Raw genomic sequence first — 25,446 nt, 5'->3', positions numbered from 1 at the left:
ATGGCAGGACAATGCTGAAACTCCTGACGCGGGCCCGCATATTGCGGGTTCGGGAAAAAACGGGGGGCTCAGATTCAGAGAAGCGGACAACAATTGTGCGGTCATCCAGAAAAGAGATAGGGAGCGGGGGTCAGCGAATCAGATCATCCGAAGCCCGGCAAGGGAGGGCCTGCCGGGCCTCGGAATAAAAGCGCCATGAACGGTAAAAGGGTTTTTGAAGTGGGTTGTGGCCTGAAAGCACCATGGGTCTGCTATCGACGCAACAGCTGTCTCGGATCCTGACTTTCTTCGAGAATAACCACTTCGACACGACGATTCTGCTGCCGTCCCGCCTCGGTATCGTTGCTGGCTACCGGATAGTCCTTGCCATACCCCTTTGAAATGATCCGATCCGGTCCTATCCCGCTGCGCAGGAGCGCATCTCTCACCGAATCGGCCCGGCGCTGAGATAGACCCAGATTATATTCCGCACTGCCGACGCCGTCGGTGTGCCCTTCCACAATGACCTTGCGCTCCGGATACTTTTTCAAGAATTCCGCTAACCGATAGATAGTGTTCATGGCCCCTGGCAAGAGCTGGGCTTTGTCGAACTCGAATAAAATATCTCCGAGCGTAAGTACGTAGCCCCTGTCCGTCTGTTTGGCCTTCAATTTTTCGAGTTCCTTTTGCAGTTCCTGGGCGGCCTGCTCGGCCTTTAATGCTTTTTCCCGCTCCAGTCGAGCCTGTTGAAGTGACATCTCAGCTTCCCGGCGGGCCTGCTGGGCCTGCTGGCGTGATATCCCGCTCCGCCTGCGTTCGAGCTCCGCTTTCAGGCGGGCCTGTTCTGCCTCATGTTCCCTTGCTTTAAGAAGGATTTGCTCTCTTTCCTGTCCGAGAAGGGTCAACTTTTCCCGGGCCATTTTGGTTTCAGATATCTCGGCAGCCAGTTGGGCCTTTTTTTCAGCAATATAGGCCAGGTGCGTGGCTTCTCCGAGGTCTTCAGCCTCTTTTGCCTGATCCAGTGCCTGACGTGCCTCGTAAAGCGCAACAGGAGCATTGGCAACGATATCGGGGTTTGACTGTGCGCTTTTTAGGGCGGCTTCTGCCCGATCAATGGCATCATTGGCTTTGGGGGTCGTGGCGCATCCTGTCAGAGCCACTGCAAGGAGGATCAGCAGGGCGAATCCCGGATAGCGGGATAGCGAAAAAATACGAATCCTTTTCATAATTATCTCCTTTTCGAACATTTCCACTCAGAAAATCATCAGTCCGTGGCTGGTTTCTGCTTTAACTCACGACGCAGGGTGTCTACGGTTTTCTGCAGCTCTTGAGCCGCTTCCAGAGATTTTGCACCTTGGGCCTTTTGTTCGGCAACCTGGGCATCCACAAAGGCCTCATCCGCGAGACGTCGCGCAGTCTCATATTCTTCCTTTTTCATGGCCTCTTCGGCTGCTTTCAGCTTGTCTTCCGCCAATCTTATCTCCAAAGGCGCATAGGCGACCGCGCCATTCTGCCGTGCCCGATCAATTGCCTGCTCGGCATTCCGTATCTTCTCTGAAGGCACCTTCCCGTTGGTTGCGCACGCTCCGATGGCCAGTGCCCAGAAGAATACGGCCATGATGCCTATGGACCCCGCCATTCTCTTTTTCCCCATGATCTTTACCTCCTCATTTAGTCCAGGTCGTTCACAAAAAAAGTCCCGGCAAGCTCCTTCTCCAGTTCTGGTGATAGTCACGGACCATCATTTGAAATACTTTCCAGCATCGCACTCTCTTCGCGGGAAAAGGAGGTTCCCAGCAATGGAAGACATTATGTTTGTGTTTCAACCTTCCAACAATGGGGTAAAAACCCTATTTGCATGGGGTAAGAACCTTAAATTTCCTCATGCCGATCCGGAGGTGGAATCTTCGGTGGTGACTTCTCCCCACCCTGCGGAGGAGTTGGTACCGTTCACGCGGATTAATCCTTGTTCCATTGAAGCGGGTTCCACAGCCTCCAGAAGGCCGGGAACGACTTCTCCACGCAGGCCTTATCCTGAAGGTCGAGGTGTGGAACCCGTAAACCCACTACTGACAGAGCCATGGCCAGACGATGATCGTTGTGAGGATCTGTCAGAGTCCCTGTCAGGGGCGCGCCTCCGTCGATAATGAGACCATCCGGAAGTTCTCTCACACGGCCCCCGATACGGCCCCATTCGAGTGCCAGGGCATTCAGCCGGTCGCTCTCCTTGTGCCTGAGGTGGGCAACGTTTCGAATGGCCGTCCTTCCCCTGGCAAAGAGCGCCACTGCCGCCAGGGTTGGGACCATGTCCGGAAGATCACTCATATCCACGTCTATCCCTGAAAGATTCCCGCCGTGAACGGTCACAGAATCGGATGCCTTTTCGATGATACACCCCATCCTCTCCAAGATTTCCAGAAACCTGATATCGCCCTGCCGGGTCGTATACGGATGGATATTACTGGTGACGATTTTCCCGCCGGTGACCGCTGCCCCGGCCCAGAAATAGGATGCGGAAGAGGCATCCCCCGGGATGGTCAATTCCCGGGCTTTATAGCCCTGACCTGAAGAGACTTGGAACCATCCATAATGATCCCGATGGGTGCGGATCCCGAACTGATCCATTACCTGGAGGGTCATGTCCACGTATGGGCTTGAGACCAGTCGTCCTGTGACCTCCACATCGATATCAGCGTCTGCATAGGGGGCTGACAGGAGGAGGGACGAGAGAAACTGGCTGCTCTGATTTCCTGATACGGAAACCCTTCCGCCCCGGATGCCGCCGGCCCGGATGCGCACCGGAGGACACCCCTCCTGTTCAATGCAGGAGGCGTTAACCCCTAAACTGTTGAGGGCCGCAACCAGAGGACCGATCGGCCGCTGCTTCATCCTCTCTGTGCCGGTCATCAAAAACTCACCCCTGCACAGGGCCACCACCGACAGAAGGAGCCGAAAGGAGGTTCCGGAATTGCCCAGATAGAGCTTTCCTCTAAAAGGACCTGTGCCGATCGATCTGCCTCGCCCCTCCACAATCAGGCTATCCCTGTCTATGGCGATCATTACGCCCAGCTTGCGCAAGGCGTTGATGGTATAGAGGGTGTCTTCGCATTCCAGGAAATGGTTGAGCACACTCTTCCCGTTTGCCAGGCTGGCGGCTATGACGGCCCTGTGGGTAACGCTCTTGGAGCCGGGTATTCGAACCACCGCGTTTAATCTGGATGGGGGGTCGATGTACGTCATTTCTGTCCCGGAAGGGCCTCCTTTATCGCCATATTCATAATCGACAGCGGCGGTTCAATCCCTGTCCACAGCCTGAATTGTTCGGCCCCTTGATGAATCAACATCCGGGTGCCGCTGATGGTGATGCAGCCCCTTGCCCTGGCCATTCTCAGGAGCCGGGTCTCAGAGGGGTGATAAACGATGTCCATGACCACCATTCCCTGTTTCAAGATCCGCTCGGGGACCGGGCACTGATCCACATGGGGCCACATTCCGACGGGCGTGGTCTGAATCAGGAGATCGCCACTGGCCGCTGCAATATCCCCCAAAGGGATGAATTCGCATCCTAATGAGCGGGCAAGCCCTTCTCCGCGATGGCGGGACCGGTTGACCACCGATAGCGTGGCCCCGTTTTCTTTGAGAGTGAACCCGATGGCGCGTGCCGCACCCCCTGCTCCCACGAGGATGCAGCGCTTTCCAAAAAGATCCATCTCTTCTTGCAGCGCTTTTAAGGCCCCGAGAGCGTCGGTATTATATCCCATCAGGCCGTTGGTTGTATTCACGATGGTGTTGACCGCACCGATCTTTTTTGCAAGGGGATCCATTTCACTGAGATATGGGATCACCGATGACTTGAAGGGGGTCGTAACACTTACCCCTCTGATGCCGAGCGCCTGTATTCCCCGTGCACATGCCCCAATATCTTCGGGTTCAAAGGCGAGGTAGACCGCATTGAGACCTATCGCGGAAAAAGCGGCATTGTGAAGCGCCGGGCTGAGGGAATGCCTGACCGGGTTTCCTATCACACCATAAAGCTCGGTGTACTGATCCACCCTTGTGGCAGGAGCGTTTTCCATATGTTCCTCGCTGCTGGATGATCCCCTGGCGCCTTGCGCCTCATATTGGTCGCGTTTCTACTGGATATTCTGCCGGAGCCGGTTGAGAAACTTCTGCATCTCTTCATAATCCCTTCCCCTGATAATGTGGGTCAGATAGGTGAGGCTGGAACTGATGGCCTCGATCTGCCTGACCGTGTGGGGATTGAACATGATCTCGGAAAGAAGGTGATCATCCTCAGAAAAGAGTCCTCTTGCAATATCGAGATGTTTTCTAAAAGTGGTCCCGGGGGCCTCCTGTTGTTTCATGGTGGCTGCAAACATCATGCTTGAGGCAAAGGGGATGGAGAGGGAATAGGCGATTGTCTGATCATGTTCGTCAAAGGTGTACTCGTAGACATTGAGACGAATCCCTTCATAGAGATTCCTGAAAAAGGCCTTTCCCTCCTCGTCGGACTCCTTGATGATGATGGCATTTTCATTTCGGAGGTCCCTGATATTGGCAAAGGTAGGACCGAACATGGGATGGGTGGAGACGAATCTCCTTCCCAGGCTCCTATACAGCGCGTGTATTCCGGTCTTTACCGAGGCGATGTCCGAAAGGATGCATTCCTCGGACAGGTGGGGAAGAAAATCTTCAAATGCCTCACGGATATTGGCGATGCTCACTGCGTTAATGAGGATCTCGGGGTCGAACCCCTTTGCCTCGGAGGGTTCAAGAATCCTTGTAACGTTGAAGAAGTATTTGAGCTTTCTTCGGTCCAGGTCGTAAACAGCCATTTCGTGATCGAGGCAGAGCTCTTCCACCAGCCACGCACCCATATGACCGGCACCCAGTATGAGTATCTTCATCGGACCCTCCTCTCTGTGTAGCATCCCATCAGCCGGAACCGGGTCGTCATCTTTTCGACCTCTTTAAGTGCTTCCATGACGGGCCGGTCCTGGTCCGACCCCTCGAAATCGAGGAAAAAGGCATAGTCACCGGGCTCATTGGGAATCGACTCTATCCGTGTGAGGTTGATTGTCTTCTCCGCAAATACCTGGAGCACATTAAAGAGCGTACCCGCCTTGTGCGCCGTGGAAAAAACAACAGAGCATTTGTCCCCCTTTCCAACGGCCTTTTCCCTGGCCAGGACAAGAAATCGAGTCATATTCCTCTCCATGTCCTCTACGCCTTCCTTTATAAGCTCCAGGTCATACAATTGGGCGGAGAGCCGGCTCGCAATAGCTGCAGATCGCTTGGGCCGTGCTTCTGCGAGCATTTTTGCGGCGCCGGCAGTATCTGAATAAGGCATCGGCTCGAGTTTATTCCGTGCAAGGAATTGACGGCATTGGGAAAGGGCCTGGGGATGGGAAAAGACGCTCCGGATCTCTCTGTGGTCCGTTTCAGGGAGTGCAAGGAGACAATGGCGTACGGGGAGTTCAATGGCCCCGACCACATGGAGATCGACACGGATGAGGAGTTGATTGACCTGGTCCACGGAACCGCCCAGTGTGTTTTCCACGGGAACGATGCCATAGTCGTAGAGTCCGGATTGAACCCCTTCGAAGACATCCGCGAACGTATTGCATGGAAAGGGGACCATGCGGCTGTTCCAGAGGATGGACGCCTCTTCACTGTAAGCCCCATGTTCTCCCTGAAACGCAATGAGATCGTAATGATCGCGCTGGAGTCTCTTGCTTTCGTGAATGATGCCGTCAAAGATTTTTTCTACAAATCCCGCGTGAATGAGCCCTGAGTGGCGATTTCGTATTCTATCCAGGATCTCCTTTTCTCTCTTGACGTCCTCAACCTCGGTCTTGAACTTTTTCGCTATCAGGACCTGTTCCATCCTGCTGTTTAAAAGCTGCAGGATCTGCCCATCAATGCTGTCGATCTTTTTCCTGATCTCTTTCAGATTCATGATTCACCTCGTTAAACATCTTTTTGAACATAATCGTTTTTCGCAGGCGCTGTGCCTGCAGGCGGGTATGTATTCACAAATCCCGCCCCATATCGCATCATAGGACAATATCTAAAGCGGATAATCGCAACCAAGACGGCTGGTGCTGTCCCGTCATTCCGGCATGCCCTTAGCCGGAATCCAGTCCGCCGTATTTCTGGATTCCGGCCGGGAACGTGCCGGAATGACGGCAGGCTAAGCGTGCAAAGGAAGGATGGCCATATTTCCTTGTCTTTCACGACAGAAGACCGGGAAATAAGGTATTCACGTACGGATCGATCCGCTCCTGCCCATCCTCCCATACTCATCATCAAAGAACAGAAATATTAGTTGCATTCGAATCGATTCACGCCGGCAAATATCATAACGCCATCGGCGACGCGCCGCCGCATATTGTGTCTCCCAATTCATGGATCGGCATCTCTTCCACCACCGCGTGGCCCATCGCCTTGAGGAGCACAAAACGGATGCTGCTCCCATTTCGTTTTTTATCCTTTCTTATGGCGTCAAGAAGCTCCCCGGGTGCACAGTGAGAGCGGATTGGAAGCCCGAGTTTCCTAATGAGTGCCTCTATTCGTTCCGCCGTTTCAAGGGTCAAATATCCCCTTTTGTGGGACAATCTTGAAGCGATGGCCATACCGATGCCGACCGCCTCACCGTGGGAGATGCCTGTCGTCTTTTCAATGGCGTGGCCGAATGTGTGTCCGAAATTGAGCTTCCGCCGCTCGCCCCCCTCTTCTTCATCCCTGTTTACAATGGCTGATTTTACGGCCACAGAATCACAGACGAGTTTCTCTATCACCTCCGGGTCCAGGGAGACTCCCCTTTCATAATTGGTCTCAAGATATGAGAACAGTTCAGGGTCCCCGATAACAGCATGTTTTACGATCTCGGCGAAGCCCGAGAGGAGTTCCCTTCGAGGGAGGGTCTTCAGAAGATTCAGGTCGCAGATAACGAATTGCGGCTGATTAAAGACCCCGAGCATGTTCTTGTAGCCGCCGAGGTTGACGCCGTTTTTCCCGCCGATGCCGGCGTCCACCTGGGACAGGAGGGTGGTGGAAACGAATCCGAATGGGACGCCCCGCATGTATATGGAGGCGACAAAGCCTGTAATGTCGGAAACAACTCCCCCACCCACTCCTACAATAAAGGATGACCGGTCCGCTCCGATCTTCATGAGCTTCAGGCATATCTCTCTGACCGTCTCCAATGATTTTGCCTTTTCGCCGCTCTGGATCTCTATCAGGTGACAGGGGGGGATGTCTTTTTGATAATGACGCATGATATTCACGTCCGTGATAATGACCGTCTTTTCCAACGGCGCATAGCTACCGATGGATCTGATCGACTCTCCCATCAGGATGGCGGAGGTACCTCTGCGGCCGTCTACCCGGATGACTTTCATGGTTCGCCTGCTCCAAGTCGATGCGGTGACTTTCCATTCAGTTTGTTCATGCAGGACCCTAATACGGTCAATTTCTTCATCAGTCCCCCGAACATATCCGGCGACATGGCCTGATCTTTGTCGCACATGGCCTCACCCGGCCTGCAGTGCACCTCAACCATAATGCCGTCGGCCCCGGCGGCCATGGCAGCGAGACTCATCGATTCGATAATGCTTAACCGGCCGGTTCCGTGGGAGGGATCCACAATAATGGGGAGGTGGGAGGTCTCCTTCACGGAGGGGACGATGCTGAGATCCAGGGTATTTCGGGTGTACGTCTCAAATGTCCTTATCCCCCGTTCACAAAGGATAACACTCGGGTTTCCGGCTGCAAGGATATACTCGGCACAATTCAACCATTCTTTGAGGGTTGAATACATCCCCCTTTTCAGGAGGACAGGCTTGTCGAGTTTTCCAACCTCTTTGAGGAGCGAAAAATTCTGCATGTTTCGCGTGCCGATCTGTAGGACATCCGCATATTCGGACACCCATGACACATCCCGCGGGTCGGTGACCTCGGTGACAATCGGCAGCCCTGTGGCGTGTTTGGCCTTTTCGAGGATCTTGAGGCCCTGAAGGCCGAGCCCCTGGAAATCGTATGGCGATGTCCTCGGCTTGAATGCACCACCCCTGAGCATATTGGCGCCCGCCGCCTTCACCTCTTGTGCGGTCTTGATGGTCTGTTCCTCGCTCTCCACACTGCAAGGGCCTGCAATCACCACAAAATCCTCGCCGAATCGGACATTCCCGGCCGATATGACCGACCGAACCAAGTGATCTCCGTTCAGCGAGGCAAGTCTAAGCGCGTTCATCTCGAATCATCTCCTTTTGCATATGCGGGTTTCATTCCTATCCCTCTCCCTAGCCTTGAACCTTTGAACCCTGAACCTCTGAACCTGTTTTCATGATGAAGGGCACAAAAAAACCGTGGTCGATCTGCCAGCCCACGGTCTCTTTTTTGCACAAACTCCATTAGACCAAGGGCGGACCGGTGCACCAGAAAAAATAATAATAGAGCTTATGCCAGTCTCTTTTCGACATCCTGTCTCCTGTTACCCTGTCGGTTACCATAAGGACTTCGACCTCAGATAGTGATCAACCAGCACAATGGCCGCCATCGCCTTTAACACCGGCACTATGCGGGGAACGGCAGAGGTATCGAATCGCCCCTCCAGTTTCAACCGGGCAGGACGGCCTTCCCTGTCAATGGTCTCCTGCGCCATCATAATGGAGGGAATGGGCTTGATTGCGGCGCGAAGGACAATGTCGTCTCCATTTGAAATACCCCCCAGTATTCCGCCTGCATGATTCGTCACAAAACCCGTCGGCGTTATCGGGTCATTGTTTTGAGACCCCTTCAGCCTGGCCGCGCCGAAGCCTGCCCCGATTTCTACCCCCTTTACAGCGCCCACGGACATCACCCCTTTGGCAAGATCCGCACTCAGCTTATCAAATACCGGCTCGCCCAATCCCGCAGGACATCCGGTGATTCGAAGCTCCACAATACCGCCTATGGAATCGCCAGCCTCCCTTGCCCTTGAAAGTACTTCTCCTATTTTGTCTACGACAGTCACGTCAGGACAGTAAAAAGGGTTTTTATGGACAGCATCGAGATCGATATGCTCTGCCCGGATGCCCCCCATCTCCAGGGTGTAAGCAGCAATTCGTACCTCTACCGGCGCAAGAATTTTTTGGGCGATGACGCCGGCGGCAACCCTTGCGGCGGTCTCGCGTGCAGAAGACCTCCCCCCGCCCCTGAAGTCAAAATGACCGTATTTTTTAAAATAGGTATAATCCGCGTGGCCCGGCCTGAACAGTCTGCGAAGAATCTCATAAGGCGCGCTCTTTACGTCCTGATTGCGGATAAAAAGGGCAATCGGCGTCCCGACGGTAACCCCCTCAAAGACACCCGAGAAGATTTCCACCCTGTCCGGTTCGGATCGGGGCGTATCCACAGGGGTGCGACCGGGTCTTCGTCTTGCCATCTCACTGACGAAATCATCTTCCGAGAGAGGGATGCCTGGCGGACAGCCGTCTATTACCGCACCGACTCCCTTACCGTGCGATTCTCCAAAGGTCGTTATCCTGAATACCTTCCCGAATGAATTTGCTGCCATCTTAAGCGGTCCTCACGGGGTTGCCCCTAAGTTCATGCGGGAGAGCCCTCATAATCGCCCGTTCCACCTCCTGAGGCGATCGGGTGTCGGTACGGAGCGTCCAGTCGCTGGCCTGTTCATAGGCAGCTCTCCGTTCACGGAGCATTATATCCACTTCTTCCAGAGGATCGTTCTCTGAGAGCGGGGGCCGAATGTGTCCCAGCTGCTGTGCCCGGGCCATCCTCTCCCTGATGGCCGCCGCCCCTGCGTCAAGCCACACCACCCACCCATTTCTTCTCAGCTTCTGGACGTTCATATGGTTCATCACCGCGCCTCCGCCTGTGGCAATGACCACATTGTCGCTTGAGGCGCTCTCGTTAATGACCGTCCTTTCCACATTCCTGAAATCGTTCCATCCGTATTGAGTTACATAGGAATCGATAGGCATACATGTCTTTACCTCAATGAGATGGTCCGTATCCAAGAAATGCCTTTTTAGATCCCGGGCCAATATCCTGCCCACACGCGTCTTACCGCTGCATCGGTAACCGATCAAGACAATGTTCATAATATCTGTTTGCACCTGAGCAAAAAAAAGGCCGTGGGCAATTTGCTTACCCACGGCCTTGAAACTTGAGAAATCAGCTTATCAGCACATGGGCATACCTCTTCCCCAAAAGTAAAAATAAGAATAGAGGCTCTGCCATGACCGATAACTGAAAATCATTTTTGTCGCTGATCCTTTCAAACTGCATGGAGTGGTGAATTAGTAAATCACCCAAACGATTTTGTCAAGATAAATTATTGAAGGATGCTGAAATAATATTTTTCGCAAAATTGCAGTCTTCGGAAATTTGGCAAAGGTCCGGCAGGGGGTCTCATATAAAGCAATGCAACAATAAGGGGCGGGAATCCCCAACATCTTCCTCGGTCCCTTCGTTATTTTCTGTAAAATATTTTTTAGATTTCGCCTATAAACACCCAAGCGCGGCCATTTTTTGAATTGCCTTGAAAAAATATCTTGACATGTGAAATCTGAAAGAATAAAATCTTTGCTTATTTTTAATTATTCCATCGATTGGGTTTTGTGATCATGTCCGATTTTTTGCATAAGGTTATCGTCATTATCAGCGCAGCAGGGATCAGCCTTTCCCTGTTGCTTCTCCTTTTGGTCGTCAGACTCAAATTTCCAGGCCTGATAATGACATGATTTAAGCAAAACTCTTTAAAATCCGTTATCAGGCAAACCTGATAACGGATTTTTTTTTGGGAAAATTCTTTGGAGACAAAAATTATGAAAGATCAAATTACCCTTTACGATACGACAATGCGGGATGGGACCCAGGGTGAATACATCAATCTTACGGCTGAAGATAAGTTCCGTATCGCAAAGAAACTGGATGACTTTGGGATCCCCTATGTTGAGGGGGGATGGCCGGGTTCCAACCCAAAAGATGTCCGTTTTTTCGAGATGACCAGAGGGACTGATTTCAAGAATTCCCGAATGACCGCCTTCTCCAGCACATGCAGACCCGGCACCGTCCCCCGGGATGACGACAACATCCGGGCGCTCCTCAAGACCGAAACCGCGACAGTAACCCTCTTCGGGAAGAGCTGGGATCTTCATGCCACAGAGATCCTGGGGGTCTCCCTGAAGGAAAACCTGAGGATGATCCGGGAGACCGTGGCATATCTGAAAGGGGAGGGGAGGGAGGTCATCTATGATGCGGAGCATTTTTTTGACGGCGTTCAGGCCAATCCTTCCTATGCCATGGAGACATTGAAGGCCGCAGAAGAGGGGGGCGCGGACACCATCGTGCTCTGCGACACCAACGGCGGAAGAATGCCCTGGGAGATTGCGGAAATGGTAAGGGATGTTGCGGGGCGTCTTCAGGTCCCGATCGGCATCCACGCCCATAATGACTGCGGGCTTGCCCTGGCCAATTCACTGGCCGCGGTGGAGGCAGGCGCCCGAATGGTCCAGGGGACCATCAACGGATATGGAGAGCGGTGCGGCAATGTGGATTTGATCGGTGTCATCGGGAATCTCCAGTTAAAGATGGGGTATTCCTGTGTCCCGGAAGAGAGGCTCAGGCAGCTCACCGAACTCTCCCGGTATGTGAGTGAAGTGGCCAATGTGCCGCCCATGAATCAGCGGCCTTTTGTGGGGCAGAGCGCCTTTGCCCATAAAGGCGGGGTCCACGTCAGCGCCGTTCAGAAAAACCCGGCGGCCTATGAGCATATGGATCCGAAACAGGTGGGGAATCGGCGAAGGGTCCTGGTCTCGGATCTCTCCGGAAAGAGCAACATCGCCTACAAGGCCCGGGAGATGGAGATCAAACTGGGGGGAAACGGTTTTGACAGCCAGAAGATCGTCAGTGAGATCAAGAGACTGGAAGACGAGGGATACCAGTTCGATGCTGCGGAAGGATCTCTGGAACTTATGATAAAGAAGGTTACGGGCCAGTTCCGGGAGCCCTTTGCCCTGGAGTCCTTCAGGGTGACCACCGAAAAAAACCGTCTGGGCCCGAGTGCCTGTCAGGCCACCATTAAGATCTCTGTAGGGGATGAAGAGGAGATTACCGCAGCAGAAGGAGATGGGCCGGTAAATGCCCTGGACAATGCCTTGAGAAAGGCCCTCACCAAGTTCTTTCCCCAGATCGGGGAAATGGGACTCGTGGATTTCAAGGTTCGCGTGATCGACGGGAGTTGGGGAACCGGATCAAAGGTCCGGGTTCAGATCGAGTCGCGGGATTCCAAGGAGATCTGGTCCACTCTCGGCGTTTCGGAAAACATCATCGAGGCGAGCTGGCAGGCCCTTGCGGACAGCTTTCAGTATAAACTCAGCAAGGAAACAGGAGCTGTTTTATGAAGATTAACCATAGAGGTCGTTCCACGGAGGAATGCGCCGCAGACGCTCACAACCCGGGCAGTCTGCGGAGGGTCCTTGTGAGGGATTGCAGATCCAGGACGTGAAGAGGGTTTCGATGTAATCAATTCATAAGGAGATGCTATTATGGAAGACCGTGTCGTTATATTTGATACAACACTGAGGGACGGGGAACAATCCCCGGGCGCCAGCATGAATGTGGCTGAAAAGCTCAGATTGGCCAACCAGTTGGAAAAATTGGGGGTGGACGTCCTGGAGGCAGGGTTTCCCGCCTCATCCCCGGGCGATTTCGAATCGGTCCGGATGATCGCGAACAAGGTCCGAAATGTCCAGGTAACCGCCCTTGCCAGGACATCCAGAAATGATATCGACAGGGCATGGGAGGCTATCCGCGACGGCGCCAACCCGCGGATCCACACCTTTATTGCTACCTCGGACATCCACTTGAAGCACAAATTGAATATGGATCGGGATCAGGTGATTCAAGAGGCCGTGGATGCAGTAAAATATGCAAAGGGATTCACAGACAATGTGGAATTTTCAGCAGAAGACGGGACGCGGTCCGACAGGGACTACCTCTGCAAGGTGTTTGAGGCGGTGATCCATGCCGGAGCCACTACCGTCAACCTGCCGGACACGGTCGGCTACGCAATTCCCGAAGAGTTTTTCACGCTGATTACCTATGTCAGAGAACATACGCCCAATATTCACAAGGCCATCCTGAGCGTTCACTGCCACAATGACCTGGGACTGGCCACGGCCAATACCCTGGCTGGAATCCGGGCCGGGGCGCGCCAGGCAGAGGTTACCGTAAACGGCATCGGCGAGCGCGCCGGTAACACCTCCCTGGAGGAGGTCGTCATGACCCTCCATACCCGGAAGGATCTGGTGAACCTCAACACCTCCATCCATGCCAATGAGATCCACCCCACCAGCAGGCTTACCTCCCTGATCACCGGTATTGTGGTGCAGCCCAACAAGGCGATTGTAGGGGCGAACGCATTTGCCCATGAGGCCGGGATTCATCAGGACGGTGTTTTGAAGAACCCCATGACCTATGAGATCATGGCGCCCGAGACCGTGGGCCTGTCCAGGAACCGCCTGGTCCTAGGAAAACATTCGGGCCGACATGCCTTCAGGGATAAACTGGCCCAGATGGGCTATGAGCTGTCAACCGAGGAATTGAACCGGCTTTTCGGAAAGTTTAAGGAGTTGAGCGATAAACGAAAAGAGATCCTGGAAGAAGACATAGAGGTCCTGGTGGCGGAGGAGATCCTGCGCGTTCCGGATCATTATGAACTGGCCTATCTCAATGTGGTGAGCGGTACGGTGGAGATCCCTACGGCGACCGTCAAGCTCAGGATCAGCGGGGAGGAGGTCAAGAGCGCCGGGTTCGGTGTGGGACCCATCGATGCCACATTCAATACCATCGCCAAGATGACCGGGAGCAGCTCAAAATTGATGCGATTCTCAGTTAATGCCATCACCGGAGGGATGGATGCCCAGGGCGAGGTGATCGTTCGGCTGCAGGAAAACGGATTGGTAGCCTTAGGCAAGGGGGCGGACCCGGACATTATTACTGCCAGCGCAAAGGCCTATATCAACGGGTTGAATCGTCTGGAATATCTGAAGAAGAATCCGAGACTGTCACCCAACGAGGGGCTCCGGTGAGAAAGGAGGGCGATGAGCCGAAATCTCAAAGCTCAAAGCTGAAAGCCACACGTGACAAGCAACCAGGGGAGGAGGCGCAGGCGTTAGGCGCAAGGGGTTTTCCGGCAACGGGCACCCCGCAACGGGGACCTTTGAACCTTAAACCTCTGAACCTGTGGTTTTTTATAGGGCAAATCTGATGCGAAGAGAGGAAAGCAATCCATGGCGATGACCATTACGGAGAAGATCCTTGCGGCACATGCAGGGAGGGAGAGCGTAAGTCCGGACGAATTGATCGAGGTCCGGGTGGATCTGGCCCTGGCCAATGATATTACCGCTCCCATGGCGATTCGGGTGTTTAACGAACTGGGGAAGGATGCGGTCTTTGACCGGCAAAAGGTTGCGCTGATCCAGGATCATTTTGTGCCGAACAAGGACATCGCATCGGCCCAACAGGTGAAATTGATGCGGGAGTTTGCCCGAAAGCATCGGATCCGGCATTTTTTTGAACTGGGCGAGACCGGGATTGAACATGTCATCCTGCCGGAAAAGGGGCTTGTTTGTCCGGGCGATCTAGTTATCGGTGCGGACAGTCATACCTGCACCTACGGTGCGCTCGGGGCCTTTTCAGCGGGCATGGGGAGCACCGACCTGGGCGCCATCCTGGCCACGGGGAAGACATGGCTCAAGGTGCCTGCAACCATACGACTCGTCTATGAGGGGAGCCTCCGCCCATGGGTGGGGGGGAAGGACCTTATCTTGTATACCCTCGGTCTTCTGGGGGTGGAAGGCGCTGTTTACAAGTCCCTGGAATTTACCGGGGATGCGGTTGACCGGCTTTCCATGTCGCACCGATTTACCATGGCCAACATGGCTGTTGAGGCAGGGGCCAAAAACGGGATCTTTGCGCCGGATGAGACCACCAGTGCCTATATGAAAGGACGATCGGCCCGGCCCGGCCGTTATTTCAACAGCGACCCTGATGCCGGCTATGAACAGGAAATCCGGATTCCGGTGGACGACATGGAGCCTCAGGTGGCCCTCCCCCATTCGCCGGACAAGGTAAAACCCGTATCCAAACTGGATGCCATTCCCTTGGATCAGGTCTTTCTGGGATCGTGCACCAACGGGCGTCTGGAAGACCTGCGGGAAGCAGCCGGCCTGCTCAAGGGGCAGAAGACGGCGGCGGGGACCCGGTTCATCGTGATTCCCGGCTCCCCGTTCATTTACAAAGAGGCCATAAAGGAAGGCATTATCGAGGCCTTCCTGGAGGCGGGGGCGGTGATCGGCCCCCCCTGCTGCGGGCCCTGTCTCGGTGGACACATGGGGATCCTGGCAGAAGGGGAACGGGCCCTTTCCACCAGCAACCGGAATTTTCTCGGCCGTATGGGGCATCCCAAGAGCGAGGTCTATCTGGCAAGTCCGGCCGTAGCCGCGGCCTCTGCCGTCATGGGGCACATCGCATCCCCGGATGCGCTTTAGGATTGGGCGATTGATATCTGCGTAATCTGTGGATGGGATTGAGGTTCTATGTCTGCAACTTCTGAACAAGTGAGTGGCTTATTGGTTAACCCGTTAACCCCCTGTAAAGACAAGAAACTCTTTGTGCCTCTGTGTCTCCGTGTGAGTCCCGCCTGGCGGGATTGGTTGCGGCTATGCCGTTTTAGAACTGGAGGGTGACAACAGAATGAAAATAGAAGGAAGGGTATGGAAGTTCGGCGACCATGTGGACACGGACCTGATTATTCCGGCGAGATATCTGAATATATCCGATCCGAAGGAATTGGCGAAATCCTGTTTTGCGGATGTGAGGCCTGAATTTGTTAGAGAGGTCCGGACCGGGGATATAGCCGTGGCAGGGATCAATTTCGGGTGCGGGTCTTCCAGAGAACATGCCCCATGGGCCATGAAGGCGGCCGGGATCGCGGCCGTCATTGCAAAAAGCTGTGCGCGAATCTTTTATCGGAACGCCTTCAATATCGGCCTCCCTGTCCTGGAATCAGAGGATGCCCCGGGCATGCTCCGGGACGGCGCCCGGATAGCCGTCGATATTCTCCGGGGAGAGATCAGAGAGGCGGATACGGGAAGGGTCTTTCTTGCCAAGCCGATTCCGGAGTTTATGATGAAAATCATTCAGTCCGGGGGGCTGGTTTCCTGTATTCGGGCGATGGATACGCATGGATACGGGAACGGCGTTTGATACGCTTGAAGCTGAAACCTGAAAGGCCAAAGCATTTTTTTGCTGTGGCCTCTATTGCCTGATTCTAACATGATACTGCGTGAAAAAATGAGTCTCACACAGAGACACAGAGGCACAAAGAAGTAAAGATTCGGTTTGAAACTGCTGTAGTCATCCAGATGAACAATCAGCAGTGACCAATCATAAATAAAAAGGGGGGGATTATCATTAAACTGAACGGCGCACAAATCATTCTACGGACACTCCAGGAAGAGGGCGTTGATGTTATCTTCGGCTTTCCAGGGGGCGCGGTAGCGGATATCTACGATGAACTGGTCAAGACGGATATCCGGCATATCACCGTACGGCACGAACAGGGGGCGGTCCACGCAGCAGACGGGTATACCCGTGCCTCCGGAAAGATAGGGGTCTGTCTGGTCACCTCGGGACCGGGGGCCACCAATACAATTTCCGGGATCGCCTCCGCATATATGGATTCAATCCCCATTATCGTGCTGACAGGGCAGGTCCCCACCGATCTCATCGGAAATGATGCCTTTCAGGAGGTGGATATCGTGGGCATCACACGGCCCTGCACCAAGCACAATTACCTGGTAAAAAAGGTCGAGGATCTGGGCAGAATCCTGAAGGAGGCATTTCATGTGGCGCGTTCCGGACGTCCGGGGCCCGTCCTGGTGGACCTGCCTAAAGATGTTATCAAGGCGAGCACGGTCTATCGCTCAATAAAAAATGTTGAGCTCAGGTCCTATAATCCTACATACGAACCCAATATCAGGCAGCTTCCCAAGGCCGTGGCCCTGATAAGGGAGGCCAGGCGGCCGATGATCCTTGCCGGAGGAGGCGTCATCCTTTCCAGGGCCTCGGAAGCGTTGCAGGCCCTGGCAAGGAGGATCCAGGCACCTGTGGCCGGCACACTCATGGGCCTGGGGGCCTTTCCAGGGAGCGATCCTTTGTGGCTGGGGATGATCGGCATGCACGGGACCTACCGCGCCAATATGTCCTCTGCCGAATGCGACCTGCTGATCGCCGTGGGGGTCCGTTTTGACGACAGGGTGACGGGGAAGGAAGAGACCTTTGCCCCAAAGGCGAAGATTGTCCATATCGATATTGATCCGACGTCTATTCGTAAGAACATCCCTGTCGCGGTTCCCATTGTGGGGGATTGCGGGCTGACCCTTCAGAAGCTGAACGCCCTTCTTGAGAAAGAGGAACTTGGGGATATGTCCCAGGAGAGGAAGGCATGGCTGGACCGGATAGGGGAATGGAAGGCGACCAAGACGCTCAAGTATGTTCAGAAGGACGTGATCAAACCCCAGTACGTGATCGAGAAGCTGTGTGAGATCACCAAGGGAGAAGCCATCATTACCACCGAGGTCGGCCAGAACCAGATGTGGGCCGCCCAGTACTACCGGTTCGACCGGCCCAACTGCTTTATCACCTCCGGGGGACTGGGGTGTATGGGGTTCGGCTTTCCGGCTGCTATCGGCGCGCAGGTCGCCTGTCCCGAGAGGCTGGTGGTGGATATTGCAGGAGACGGGAGCATCCAGATGAACATCCAGGAGATGGCCACCGCCATGCAACACCGTCTCCCTGTCAAGATTGTGGTGCTCAATAACAGTTGCCTCGGAATGATCAGACAGTGGCAGGAGCTCTTCTATGATCGCTGTTACGCGCATACCGAGTTGGAGGCCACCCCGGATTTTGTGAAACTGGCTGAGGCCTACGGCGCCATGGGTCTGCGGGCATCTCGGCCGGAAGAAGTGGAATCCGTGTTGAGGCAAGGCCTCTCCCATCCGGGTCTGGTGATCATGGATTTTGTGGTGGAGAAGGAGGAGTGCGTCTATCCGATGGTGCCGGCAGGGGCGCCTATCACTGATATGCTCCTGGTGTGAGTGATAATGGAGAGCTGATCCATTTTTTATCAGACAAAGGGAATAACAATGAAAAACGAGAAGGACAAGAGGCATATCCTCTCCATGCTGGTGGACAACCAGCCCGGCGTGCTCTCACGGGTGGCCGGGTTCTTCAGCGGACGGGGATTCAATATCGACAGTCTCTGCGTTTCCGAGACAATCGATCCGGTCATCTCCAGGATCACCCTGGTGGCCATGGGAGATATGGCCGTCCTGGAACAGATCAAGAAACAGCTCAACAAGCTGATCAATGTCATCAAGGTGCTGGATTTTACCGATGTGGAGTATGTTGAGCGCGAGACCGCCCTGGTCAAGATTCGGGCGAAGCCTGAAAATCGCGCTGAGATACTGAGGATGGCGGATATCTTTCGATCCAGGGTGGTGGATGTGGGATCGGAGTTCTATACGGTGGAGATTACCGGGAACGAAGGGAAGATTAACGCTTTCCTGAAACTGGTGAAACCGATGGGCATCAAGGAGATCGCGAGGACCGGGGTCGTTGCCCTGGCGCGTGAAAAAAAATAAAAGGAGGAAGTTATGGCAGAAATAGATTTTGGCGGAGTGTTGGAAGAGGTGGTCACCTCAGAGGAGTTCACGCTCGCGAAGGCACAGGATGTGCTCAGGAATGAAACCGTGGCCGTGATCGGTTACGGGGTCCAGGGACCGGGGCAGGCCCTTAATCAGATAGATAACGGAATAAAGGTCATTGTGGGACAACGGGAAGGGGGGGGGTCGTGGCAGAGGGCCGTGGACGACGGATTCGTCCCTGGAAAGACGCTGTTTTCACCCAAGGATGCGGCAGATCAGGGGACCATTGTACAGTATCTGGTGTCGGATGCAGCGCAGGTCGCCCTCTGGCCCGAGATCAAGAGCTGTCTTCGTAAGGGGGATGCCCTCTATTTTTCCCACGGGTTTTCCATTACCTATAAGGATCAGACAGGCGTGGTACCGCCCCCGGACGTGGACGTCATCCTGGTGGCGCCCAAAGGCTCCGGCCGTACGGTTCGGTCCAATTTCCTGGCAGGCAGCGGAATCAATTCAAGTTTTGCCGTTTTTCAGGACGCCACGGGGCGGGCCCGGGAGCGGACCCTGGCTGTCGGGATCGCCATCGGATCGGGGTATCTCTTCCCCACCACCTTTGAAAAAGAGGTCTACAGCGATCTTACCGGTGAACGGGGCGTCCTGATGGGGTGTCTTGCCGGCGTCATGGAGGCCCAGTATGCCACCCTGCGGGAGCATGGGCACAGCCCGAGCGAGGCCTTTAACGAGACCGTGGAGGAGTTGACCCAGAGCCTGATCCGGCTGGTGGCGGAAAACGGAATGGACTGGATGTTCGGCAACTGCAGCACCACGGCCCAGCGGGGCGCCCTGGACTGGAAAGGACGATTCAGGGAGGCGGTGGTTCCGGTCTTTGACGAACTCTACAAAAGCGTTGTGTCGGGAGAAGAAACCCGGATCGTTCTCGATGCGAACAGCCGCCCGGATTACCGTAAGGGTCTTGAAAAGGAACTTTCCGAAATCAGGGATTCCGAGATGTGGCGGGCGGGGGCGGCCGTCCGTGCCCTGAGGCCTGAAAACAGAAAAAAGGGCCAGGCAGAGGGAGAAGACGCATGAGAAAATCCTATCAGATCGGGGTCATCGGGGGCGACGGCACCGGCCCGGAGGTGGTGGCCGAAGGGATAAAGACCCTGAAGGCCGTATCCCGAATATCGGATTTTGACCTCCGGTTCAACACCTTTGATATGGGCGGCGATCGGTATCTCAGGGAAGGGGTACTGGTAGCCGATGATGAGATCCGCCGGTTGAAGGGAATGGACGCCGTATTTCTGGGGGCCATCGGTCATCCGGACGTCGCGCCCGGAATCCTGGAAAGGGAGATCCTTCTGAGACTGCGCTTTGAACTGGACCTCTACATCAATCTCCGGCCGGTCGCCCTTTTTGAGGGCGTTGACACGCCGCTCAAGGGAAAAGGGCCGGGGGACATCGACTTCGTGGTCATCAGGGAAAATTCCGAAGGGATGTATGCGGGCGGGGGCGGGTTTTTCAAGAAAGGGACCCCGGATGAGATTGCTCTCCAGGAGTCTGTCAATACCCGCAAGGGGGTGGAGCGGTGCATCCGGTACGCCTTTGACTATTGCCGGAAACGGGGTGGGAAAAAGCAGCTCACCCTCTGCGCCAAGACCAATGTGCTCGTTTATGAATCCGATCTGTGGCACCGGGTCTTTTATGAGGCAGCAAAAGAATATCCGGATGTCGCCGTCAATTATCAGCATGTGGACGCCCTCTGTATGTGGATGATCAAGAACCCGGAACAGTTCGATATGATCGTGACCGGCAACCTGTTCGGCGATATCATCACGGACATCGGGGCCATCATCCAGGGGGGACTGGGGATTGCGGCCGGCGGGAACATCAACCCCGAGGGGACCGCCATGTTCGAGCCGATCGGCGGTTCGGCCCCCAAGTACGCGGGGCTGGGCAAGATCAATCCCTTGGCCGCGATTTGCGCCGCACAGATGATGCTGGCCTATTTAGGTGAAGATGCGGCTGCAAAACGGCTCCTCACCGCCATTAAACAGGTGGTCAGGGAAAAGATCGCCAGCCTCGATGCCGGGAAGATGGGCTGTTCCACCAGCGAGGTGGGGGACCTGGTAGTGGGCTGCCTGTCCTGACATCAGTCACAACTCCCATATATCAAATCCTTTCTTTAATCCTAAAACCCCGTTCCTTCAACTAATGGAGGTCGGGGTTTTTTCGTTAGCTGTCCAATCGGAGATTTCAGTGATTCGTAATTGCCACAAGAGAGGCGCGGGCGCCGGCGGCAATCTGAAGCCGGCGCCCGCCTCATTCAAGGTTGGAAGGCTCCTATGGAAACCTCTTGCCTGTTCGTCTTAAGTTTATCAGACGATCAAGTTCCCCCCATAGGGATTCAATCCCATGAGGAATCGCATTTCAGCGCCAATAATCTGTTTTTCAGAATCGACTCAATAGCTGTATGTTTTCCCGCGCTCGCTGGCATCGTGTGTCCCAAAAATTACGGTGGTCCCGGGGCTGACAGAGAAGGACGGATAATATTTTTTGCTGCTCTTGAATATCCGGACTTTTTTCCATGAGAAGTATTTGTTGCCATTCATATCATATGCTTCCACAAACGCAATGCTGGCCTTATACGAATGCAACTTGAAATAGAACGAGATGGTCCCCGGGGATTGTATCTGATTGGGATCGCATTCGCGGATATTAAATTTGTATCCTTCTATCTTCTTGCTGTATTGCTTTGCGACTCTGAGCCCCTGGGATCCCCGATCCTCTGTGACTTTCTCTACGGGCAAGGACTCGCTGCCAAAGGCCTCCACTATTTTGGCATCGACCGAATCGGAAGTTGTGGCGATTAAAAACGATCCGACGGCGTCTTCTTCCGATGTGAAGATTTCAGTATCACCCGTAACAGCGCTGGCAAAGAATGTTGCATCGCCGATGACGGTGTATGCGGAAGGGACTGTCGCCTCTGTTGTGGATGCATCTACATACGCGGCATAGTACCCCGCATCATCATCTGCCAGATCCTGGTCAAAGGCGTCCACTTCCGTATAACCTGCCACATATCCTTCAGCGTCGGCTGCGACATCCCATTGCATGGGAACATCTTGGCTATCCGCGATTATTTGACACTTGTTGGGCTCAAGGAGAGCGAGTCTCCCCGGAATTGTGACGTTGGTGCGATCGTAAATAATGGTCCCGTCAGGCATCCGGGCGGTAAGCTGAAGCGAATCTCCATACGTGAACCGGCTTAAATCTGCATAATAGATCGGCAGGACCACATCGACGTCGAACCCCCTCTCGGTTCGGAATTCCAGGGAAGGACCATATGCCAGGGCCACATCATTGACCGTGACCAAGGCATTGTCGATATCTGCATTTTCATCACCAACCGATGCAACGGCCACTGTGCCTTCGTCATCCGTCGACACAACACAGGAGACGCCAAAGATGGTGAATCGTTCAATGTTGGAGTAAGCGCTGGAACCGGAATTATTATAAGCCTGAACCGCCACATAATATGATGACCCCACCGAGAGATCGACTGCCACGCCTCTCTTCGTCCCCACATCCATATGTTTGATCGAATCAGGGCCGGTGTACGGATAGGGCGCGTAGGAGAGGGTATATCCGGAGGCCCCAGGTACCGAGGTCCACCCCAGTGACGCCGTGGATTTAAACGTCTGAACCGATAACACCGGGCTTGTGAGTGAATTTCCATTCCCCTCACCTCCAAGAATGGGGGGATCATCGGCAAACGCCACTCCTACCAAACAGACTGTCGCCAGAGCAGCCACAATAAACGCAAATTTCTTTGTTCTCATTGTCCACCCTCCTTTCGGTCCCCTGCATGATTGTTCAAACGGTTGGTGAATGCACATACCTGGTTGACATAAAGTATCTTATATCTTGAGATGAATTGAGGTGTCAAGACCATTTTTTCCTCATAAGACCGAAGAATGCGTACCTGATCAATGGCCTCATGTCTCGGCCTAATTGAGGCATCTTGTTTCTGGTGTGCCTCAAGGCCTGGGAGCATTACGGCAACAGAAACAGTCTGGAATGGGGGTTGAAGAAGCGGCATTTGTCCGGTCGTTTTACCAGGATCCGGATCTGCAGGTGGACAGATTGGCGAAGATCACCTGCCCCGTTCTAATCCTGCTTGGCGAAAAGGACGATCTGTTTATTGAGCCGGCCAGAATCATGGCCAGCGCCATTCCAGATAACCGGCATGTCGTTATTGAAGGCATAGGGCATGTGACCGCTATAGAGGCCCCGGATCGCCTGGCCCGAGAACTGCTTTCCTTCCTGCAGGATCACCCTCTGCACCAACGGCCTTAACCTGGTTATATCATTCATATCTTGCTTTTTTATTTGGCCTCCTTAACCGGCTCCCTGAGCCTGCGTTTCAAGGCAACCAGAATGTAGAGTTTGGGCTCGTCAATGAAAGTCTCTATTTCAAACCCAAAGGACTTTAGTAAAGCAGATGCTTTCGGCTCTTCCGGGAAATCATCAAGGGCGAATGGCATACTGGCTTTTAGTGAAGAGATAAATGCCTTGCCCAGAGGATGGCTGATCACGAGGCGTCCTTTGCGCTTCATCATCCTGCTGATGTTTGAGAAAGCCCCTGCTTTGTCTACAATGTTTGGATAACAGGCATTGATGAAGACTACATCAATACATTGGTCCGGCAGCCTCAGATCCCGAACATCGGCCAAAATGGTTTTCACGGAGGAATAGTTTTCTTTCAATTGCTTCAGCATATCGTCTGAGAGATCGCACGCATAAATGCAACTGGGCTTGTATTTCTGAATGATCGCAATCAAAATTCCCGTGCCAGATCCCACATCAAGGACGGTGTCCCCCTCGGCGATTTTGCCGCAGGATATGATTTTCTCGAGCCGCTCAGGTACACCCTCAGGTAAAGGGGGCTCAAAAAGGTGGTAAAAGTCATCAAACAACTTTCGTTGAAGCCTGTTAATCCTCTGGATTTCTTCTTCGCTGACGGTCTTAAACGTTGTTGTAGGCATTTTTTTGAGTATCGTTTTAGATTTATTTGGGAAAGGCATTTTTGTATCAGGTAAAGGGATAAATCCATACCTGTATTCACGCCTGCCGAACAGTTTCGAAGGGCCTTGCCCGCCCGTTGGTTTCCCTTACTCATCCAGTATAAATTCCGTTATATAGACGTTCTCCTCCATTTCCCTCCCTATCGTTGACGTGGGACTCTCTCCATAATCATGGCCCGGCCAGATCACTGTGTCCGGTGGGAGGACCAGCAGTTTGTCCCGAATGGAGGCGAGAAGCGTATCAAGGGATCCACCGGTCAGATCTGTCCTTCCGGCTGCGCCTACGAACAGGGTGTCGCCCGTGAACAGATTCCCCTCAGTGAGGAAGCAACAGGAACCAGGGGTGTGACCAGGGGTGTGAATGACCTTGATTTCCAGATTACCCAGGGTGAGGGTCTGACCGTCCTCCAGAGGTATGTCTGCCACGGCCTCACAGGCAAGCCCCAATTCCTTCTTAATCCTCTCTTTGATGGCCGGACTGCAAAAGAAGTCCATATCTGCACGATGCAGGCATACAGGAACCGCAAGGGCCTCTTTCAGTGCCTCATTTCCAAGGATATGGTCTGCATGTCCATGTGTATTTAGGATGAACCTGGCTTTCAGGTCCTCGGCAGACAAGGCTGAAAGGATCTTCTCTGGCTCTCCGGCAGGATCCATGATGGTCGCCTCTCGCGTCTCGGGACAGGTCACCACATAGGTGAACACCTCAAAATCCCCTATGGGAATCTGCCTGATGATGATCTCCTGTGCCATTTCTTCAACTCTCCTTTCCTCGCCTTTTCGCTTTCCAGGCACCTCACTCCTTCATTCCTGCCTCACGAGCATGGATGGCCGGACCAGGTTTCTTAGACAGGAAGATTCCTTTGCCTAAGCTCCTTTGATCTGTTTGTATACCGTTCCTGCCCAAATAAATAAGATGCCAAGGAAAAAGCTTGTTACAAGAATCCAGGCCATGAAATAAAAGACTTTATGGAGTTTTGGTTCCATGGGCGTATTCATTGGGATCGCCTTATCATTGGTTCTTTCTTCTTTGATCAATAGTTCTTGAAATATGTATATGAGGACGGCTGGAATAATAGCCATGTAAGGATTCAGGGCCAGGCTGAAGAGTTTGTTGAATTCCCTGATTGTCTCGGAGATGATTAACCCGAATATCAGGTAGAATACTATTCTTGCAACAAAAGAACCCATTGACTGATAATTCCTTTTTAGATCAAGAAACGCCCAAAGATCTATTTTATCACCGATTTGTTTTCTGCTGTTGATTTTCGGAAACGGGCTGAAAAATCCTACGAATGCTTGAGGACTTCCCTGAATCCGGAAGGATTATACCTGAATTTCCAGAACTCCCCCACCGAGAAGTGATCATATCGCCGTATCGATTTTTCTGTAAAGTTAAAAACGATGTCGTTTGGATTGTTGCGGTGTGGCATGGTACACACTTCCAAAAGGACCATCATATTAGCGCCAACCATGGGATGAAGCAGACCGCCAGCAAAACGACGATTTTTGTCGATCACTTCTCCGTACGAAATCAGGTCTATTTCTCCATATTATCCTTCGCGCAGGCGATGGCAAGACGCCACGCGCTGAAGCCGAGAGGTTATCGACAAGCGCGCCTGCATCAGATATAGGAAGATGATCATGTATCGAATTGATCTTATTAG

23 protein-coding genes and 1 pseudogene are annotated in these 25,446 nt (G+C 53.5%); 10 read left to right on the top strand and 14 right to left on the bottom strand.

Annotation, left to right across the window (positions count from 1 at the left end; all coding sequences use genetic code 11):
- Positions 1-251: 251 nt before the first annotated feature.
- From K9N21_10175 to K9N21_10130, 10 genes are all read right to left on the bottom strand, one after another.
- Positions 252-1,205: an OmpA family protein gene (locus K9N21_10175; GenBank protein MCF8144275.1), complete on the bottom strand. Its 954-nt coding sequence runs from the start codon at positions 1,203-1,205 to the stop codon at positions 252-254.
- A 38-nt stretch (positions 1,206-1,243) separates the two neighbouring features.
- Entirely contained in the window at positions 1,244-1,633 is a 390-nt protein-coding gene (locus tag K9N21_10170) for a DUF4398 domain-containing protein (GenBank protein ID MCF8144274.1), read from the bottom strand.
- A gap of 305 nt (positions 1,634-1,938) precedes the next feature.
- Entirely contained in the window at positions 1,939-3,219 is a 1,281-nt protein-coding gene (gene aroA / locus K9N21_10165; GenBank protein MCF8144273.1) for a 3-phosphoshikimate 1-carboxyvinyltransferase, read from the bottom strand.
- Positions 3,216-4,055 carry a shikimate dehydrogenase gene (locus tag K9N21_10160; protein ID MCF8144272.1) on the bottom strand — a complete coding sequence of 280 codons (840 nt, stop codon included), beginning with the start codon at positions 4,053-4,055 and terminating at the stop codon, positions 3,216-3,218. Before K9N21_10160 ends, aroA begins: the two co-directional genes overlap by 4 nt.
- Positions 4,056-4,112: 57 nt before the next feature.
- Positions 4,113-4,886 carry a prephenate dehydrogenase/arogenate dehydrogenase family protein gene (locus tag K9N21_10155; GenBank protein MCF8144271.1) on the bottom strand — a complete coding sequence of 258 codons (774 nt, stop codon included), beginning with the start codon at positions 4,884-4,886 and terminating at the stop codon, positions 4,113-4,115.
- The gene (gene pheA / locus K9N21_10150; GenBank protein ID MCF8144270.1) at positions 4,883-5,938 is read right to left on the bottom strand and encodes a prephenate dehydratase; all 1,056 of its coding nucleotides are present in this window, start codon (positions 5,936-5,938) and stop codon (positions 4,883-4,885) included. The genes K9N21_10155 and pheA overlap by 4 nt, the downstream gene beginning before the upstream one ends.
- Positions 5,939-6,338: 400 nt before the next feature.
- On the bottom strand, positions 6,339-7,382 hold the full coding sequence (gene aroB, locus K9N21_10145; protein ID MCF8144269.1) for a 3-dehydroquinate synthase: 1,044 nt from the start codon (positions 7,380-7,382) through the stop codon (positions 6,339-6,341).
- On the bottom strand, positions 7,379-8,233 hold the full coding sequence (gene aroF / locus K9N21_10140; protein MCF8144268.1) for a 3-deoxy-7-phosphoheptulonate synthase: 855 nt from the start codon (positions 8,231-8,233) through the stop codon (positions 7,379-7,381). Before aroF ends, aroB begins: the two co-directional genes overlap by 4 nt.
- Positions 8,234-8,485: 252 nt before the next feature.
- The gene (gene aroC / locus K9N21_10135; protein MCF8144267.1) at positions 8,486-9,538 is read right to left on the bottom strand and encodes a chorismate synthase; all 1,053 of its coding nucleotides are present in this window, start codon (positions 9,536-9,538) and stop codon (positions 8,486-8,488) included.
- 1 nt (position 9,539) lies between these two features.
- Complete coding sequence (locus K9N21_10130) at positions 9,540-10,085, bottom strand: shikimate kinase (protein MCF8144266.1); 546 nt, start codon at positions 10,083-10,085, stop codon at positions 9,540-9,542.
- Between the two features lie 726 nt (positions 10,086-10,811).
- On the opposite strand from K9N21_10130, the gene cimA reads away from it, so the two are divergent.
- The 8 genes from cimA (at position 10,812) to K9N21_10090 (ending at position 20,842) form a co-directional block, all read left to right on the top strand.
- Complete coding sequence (gene cimA / locus K9N21_10125) at positions 10,812-12,389, top strand: citramalate synthase (GenBank protein MCF8144265.1); 1,578 nt, start codon at positions 10,812-10,814, stop codon at positions 12,387-12,389.
- Positions 12,390-12,533: 144 nt separating this feature from the next.
- Positions 12,534-14,078 carry a 2-isopropylmalate synthase gene (locus K9N21_10120; protein ID MCF8144264.1) on the top strand — a complete coding sequence of 515 codons (1,545 nt, stop codon included), beginning with the start codon at positions 12,534-12,536 and terminating at the stop codon, positions 14,076-14,078.
- Between the two features lie 201 nt (positions 14,079-14,279).
- A complete protein-coding gene (gene leuC, locus K9N21_10115) occupies positions 14,280-15,539 on the top strand; it encodes a 3-isopropylmalate dehydratase large subunit (GenBank protein MCF8144263.1) in 1,260 nt (419 codons plus the stop codon).
- Positions 15,540-15,744: 205 nt separating this feature from the next.
- Positions 15,745-16,257 carry a 3-isopropylmalate dehydratase small subunit gene (locus K9N21_10110; GenBank protein ID MCF8144262.1) on the top strand — a complete coding sequence of 171 codons (513 nt, stop codon included), beginning with the start codon at positions 15,745-15,747 and terminating at the stop codon, positions 16,255-16,257.
- 206 nt (positions 16,258-16,463) lie between these two features.
- Entirely contained in the window at positions 16,464-18,149 is a 1,686-nt protein-coding gene (gene ilvB, locus K9N21_10105; GenBank protein ID MCF8144261.1) for a biosynthetic-type acetolactate synthase large subunit, read from the top strand.
- Between the two features lie 48 nt (positions 18,150-18,197).
- Positions 18,198-18,695: an acetolactate synthase small subunit gene (ilvN, locus tag K9N21_10100; protein ID MCF8144260.1), complete on the top strand. Its 498-nt coding sequence runs from the start codon at positions 18,198-18,200 to the stop codon at positions 18,693-18,695.
- A 12-nt stretch (positions 18,696-18,707) separates the two neighbouring features.
- Complete coding sequence (gene ilvC, locus K9N21_10095) at positions 18,708-19,784, top strand: ketol-acid reductoisomerase (protein MCF8144259.1); 1,077 nt, start codon at positions 18,708-18,710, stop codon at positions 19,782-19,784.
- Positions 19,781-20,842 (top strand): 3-isopropylmalate dehydrogenase, encoded by a 1,062-nt coding sequence (locus tag K9N21_10090; protein ID MCF8144258.1) that lies wholly within the window; start codon positions 19,781-19,783, stop codon positions 20,840-20,842. Before ilvC ends, K9N21_10090 begins: the two co-directional genes overlap by 4 nt.
- A 312-nt stretch (positions 20,843-21,154) precedes the next feature.
- Here the strand turns inward: K9N21_10090 and K9N21_10085 are convergent, their stop codons facing one another.
- Positions 21,155-22,534 (bottom strand): fibronectin type III domain-containing protein, encoded by a 1,380-nt coding sequence (locus K9N21_10085; protein ID MCF8144257.1) that lies wholly within the window; start codon positions 22,532-22,534, stop codon positions 21,155-21,157.
- A gap of 238 nt (positions 22,535-22,772) precedes the next feature.
- Here K9N21_10085 and K9N21_10080 point away from each other — a divergent pair, with 238 nt between their 5' ends.
- Positions 22,773-23,051 carry an alpha/beta hydrolase gene (locus K9N21_10080; protein ID MCF8144256.1) on the top strand — a complete coding sequence of 93 codons (279 nt, stop codon included), beginning with the start codon at positions 22,773-22,775 and terminating at the stop codon, positions 23,049-23,051.
- Positions 23,052-23,080: 29 nt separating this feature from the next.
- Here the strand turns inward: K9N21_10080 and K9N21_10075 are convergent, their stop codons facing one another.
- The 3 genes from K9N21_10075 to K9N21_10065 form a co-directional block, all read right to left on the bottom strand.
- On the bottom strand, positions 23,081-23,779 hold the full coding sequence (locus tag K9N21_10075; protein MCF8144255.1) for a class I SAM-dependent methyltransferase: 699 nt from the start codon (positions 23,777-23,779) through the stop codon (positions 23,081-23,083).
- Between the two features lie 87 nt (positions 23,780-23,866).
- Entirely contained in the window at positions 23,867-24,517 is a 651-nt protein-coding gene (locus K9N21_10070; protein MCF8144254.1) for an MBL fold metallo-hydrolase, read from the bottom strand.
- 129 nt (positions 24,518-24,646) lie between these two features.
- The gene (locus tag K9N21_10065; protein ID MCF8144253.1) at positions 24,647-24,970 is read right to left on the bottom strand and encodes a hypothetical protein; all 324 of its coding nucleotides are present in this window, start codon (positions 24,968-24,970) and stop codon (positions 24,647-24,649) included.
- Between the two features lie 104 nt (positions 24,971-25,074).
- Here K9N21_10065 and K9N21_10060 point away from each other — a divergent pair.
- Positions 25,075-25,215: pseudogene (locus K9N21_10060) on the top strand (type II toxin-antitoxin system RelE/ParE family toxin).
- Positions 25,216-25,446 lie beyond the last annotated feature (231 nt).

This window comes from Deltaproteobacteria bacterium, from assembly GCA_021737785.1.
In the GTDB taxonomy this organism is placed as follows: Bacteria; Desulfobacterota; DSM-4660; order Desulfatiglandales; family Desulfatiglandaceae; genus AUK324.
The sequence above is the reverse complement of the archived record's forward strand: the minus strand, read 5'-3'. Positions and strand labels throughout refer to the sequence as shown.

Coding starts and splice junctions, on each gene's coding strand:
- K9N21_10160 (MCF8144272.1), bottom strand. CDS start 4,055: ATGGAAAACGCTCCTGCCACAAGGGTGGATCAGTACACCGAGCTTTAT.
- K9N21_10130 (MCF8144266.1), bottom strand. CDS start 10,085: ATGAACATTGTCTTGATCGGTTACCGATGCAGCGGTAAGACGCGTGTG.
- pheA (MCF8144270.1), bottom strand. CDS start 5,938: ATGAATCTGAAAGAGATCAGGAAAAAGATCGACAGCATTGATGGGCAG.
- K9N21_10085 (MCF8144257.1), bottom strand. CDS start 22,534: ATGAGAACAAAGAAATTTGCGTTTATTGTGGCTGCTCTGGCGACAGTC.
- aroC (MCF8144267.1), bottom strand. CDS start 9,538: ATGGCAGCAAATTCATTCGGGAAGGTATTCAGGATAACGACCTTTGGA.
- ilvC (MCF8144259.1), top strand. CDS start 18,708: ATGGCAGAAATAGATTTTGGCGGAGTGTTGGAAGAGGTGGTCACCTCA.
- K9N21_10170 (MCF8144274.1), bottom strand. CDS start 1,633: ATGGGGAAAAAGAGAATGGCGGGGTCCATAGGCATCATGGCCGTATTC.
- aroF (MCF8144268.1), bottom strand. CDS start 8,233: ATGAACGCGCTTAGACTTGCCTCGCTGAACGGAGATCACTTGGTTCGG.
- cimA (MCF8144265.1), top strand. CDS start 10,812: ATGAAAGATCAAATTACCCTTTACGATACGACAATGCGGGATGGGACC.
- K9N21_10120 (MCF8144264.1), top strand. CDS start 12,534: ATGGAAGACCGTGTCGTTATATTTGATACAACACTGAGGGACGGGGAA.
- K9N21_10110 (MCF8144262.1), top strand. CDS start 15,745: ATGAAAATAGAAGGAAGGGTATGGAAGTTCGGCGACCATGTGGACACG.
- K9N21_10065 (MCF8144253.1), bottom strand. CDS start 24,970: ATGGGTTCTTTTGTTGCAAGAATAGTATTCTACCTGATATTCGGGTTA.
- leuC (MCF8144263.1), top strand. CDS start 14,280: ATGGCGATGACCATTACGGAGAAGATCCTTGCGGCACATGCAGGGAGG.
- aroA (MCF8144273.1), bottom strand. CDS start 3,219: ATGACGTACATCGACCCCCCATCCAGATTAAACGCGGTGGTTCGAATA.
- aroB (MCF8144269.1), bottom strand. CDS start 7,382: ATGAAAGTCATCCGGGTAGACGGCCGCAGAGGTACCTCCGCCATCCTG.
- K9N21_10175 (MCF8144275.1), bottom strand. CDS start 1,205: ATGAAAAGGATTCGTATTTTTTCGCTATCCCGCTATCCGGGATTCGCC.
- K9N21_10155 (MCF8144271.1), bottom strand. CDS start 4,886: ATGAAGATACTCATACTGGGTGCCGGTCATATGGGTGCGTGGCTGGTG.
- K9N21_10075 (MCF8144255.1), bottom strand. CDS start 23,779: ATGCCTTTCCCAAATAAATCTAAAACGATACTCAAAAAAATGCCTACA.
- K9N21_10080 (MCF8144256.1), top strand. CDS start 22,773: ATGGGGGTTGAAGAAGCGGCATTTGTCCGGTCGTTTTACCAGGATCCG.
- ilvN (MCF8144260.1), top strand. CDS start 18,198: ATGAAAAACGAGAAGGACAAGAGGCATATCCTCTCCATGCTGGTGGAC.
- K9N21_10090 (MCF8144258.1), top strand. CDS start 19,781: ATGAGAAAATCCTATCAGATCGGGGTCATCGGGGGCGACGGCACCGGC.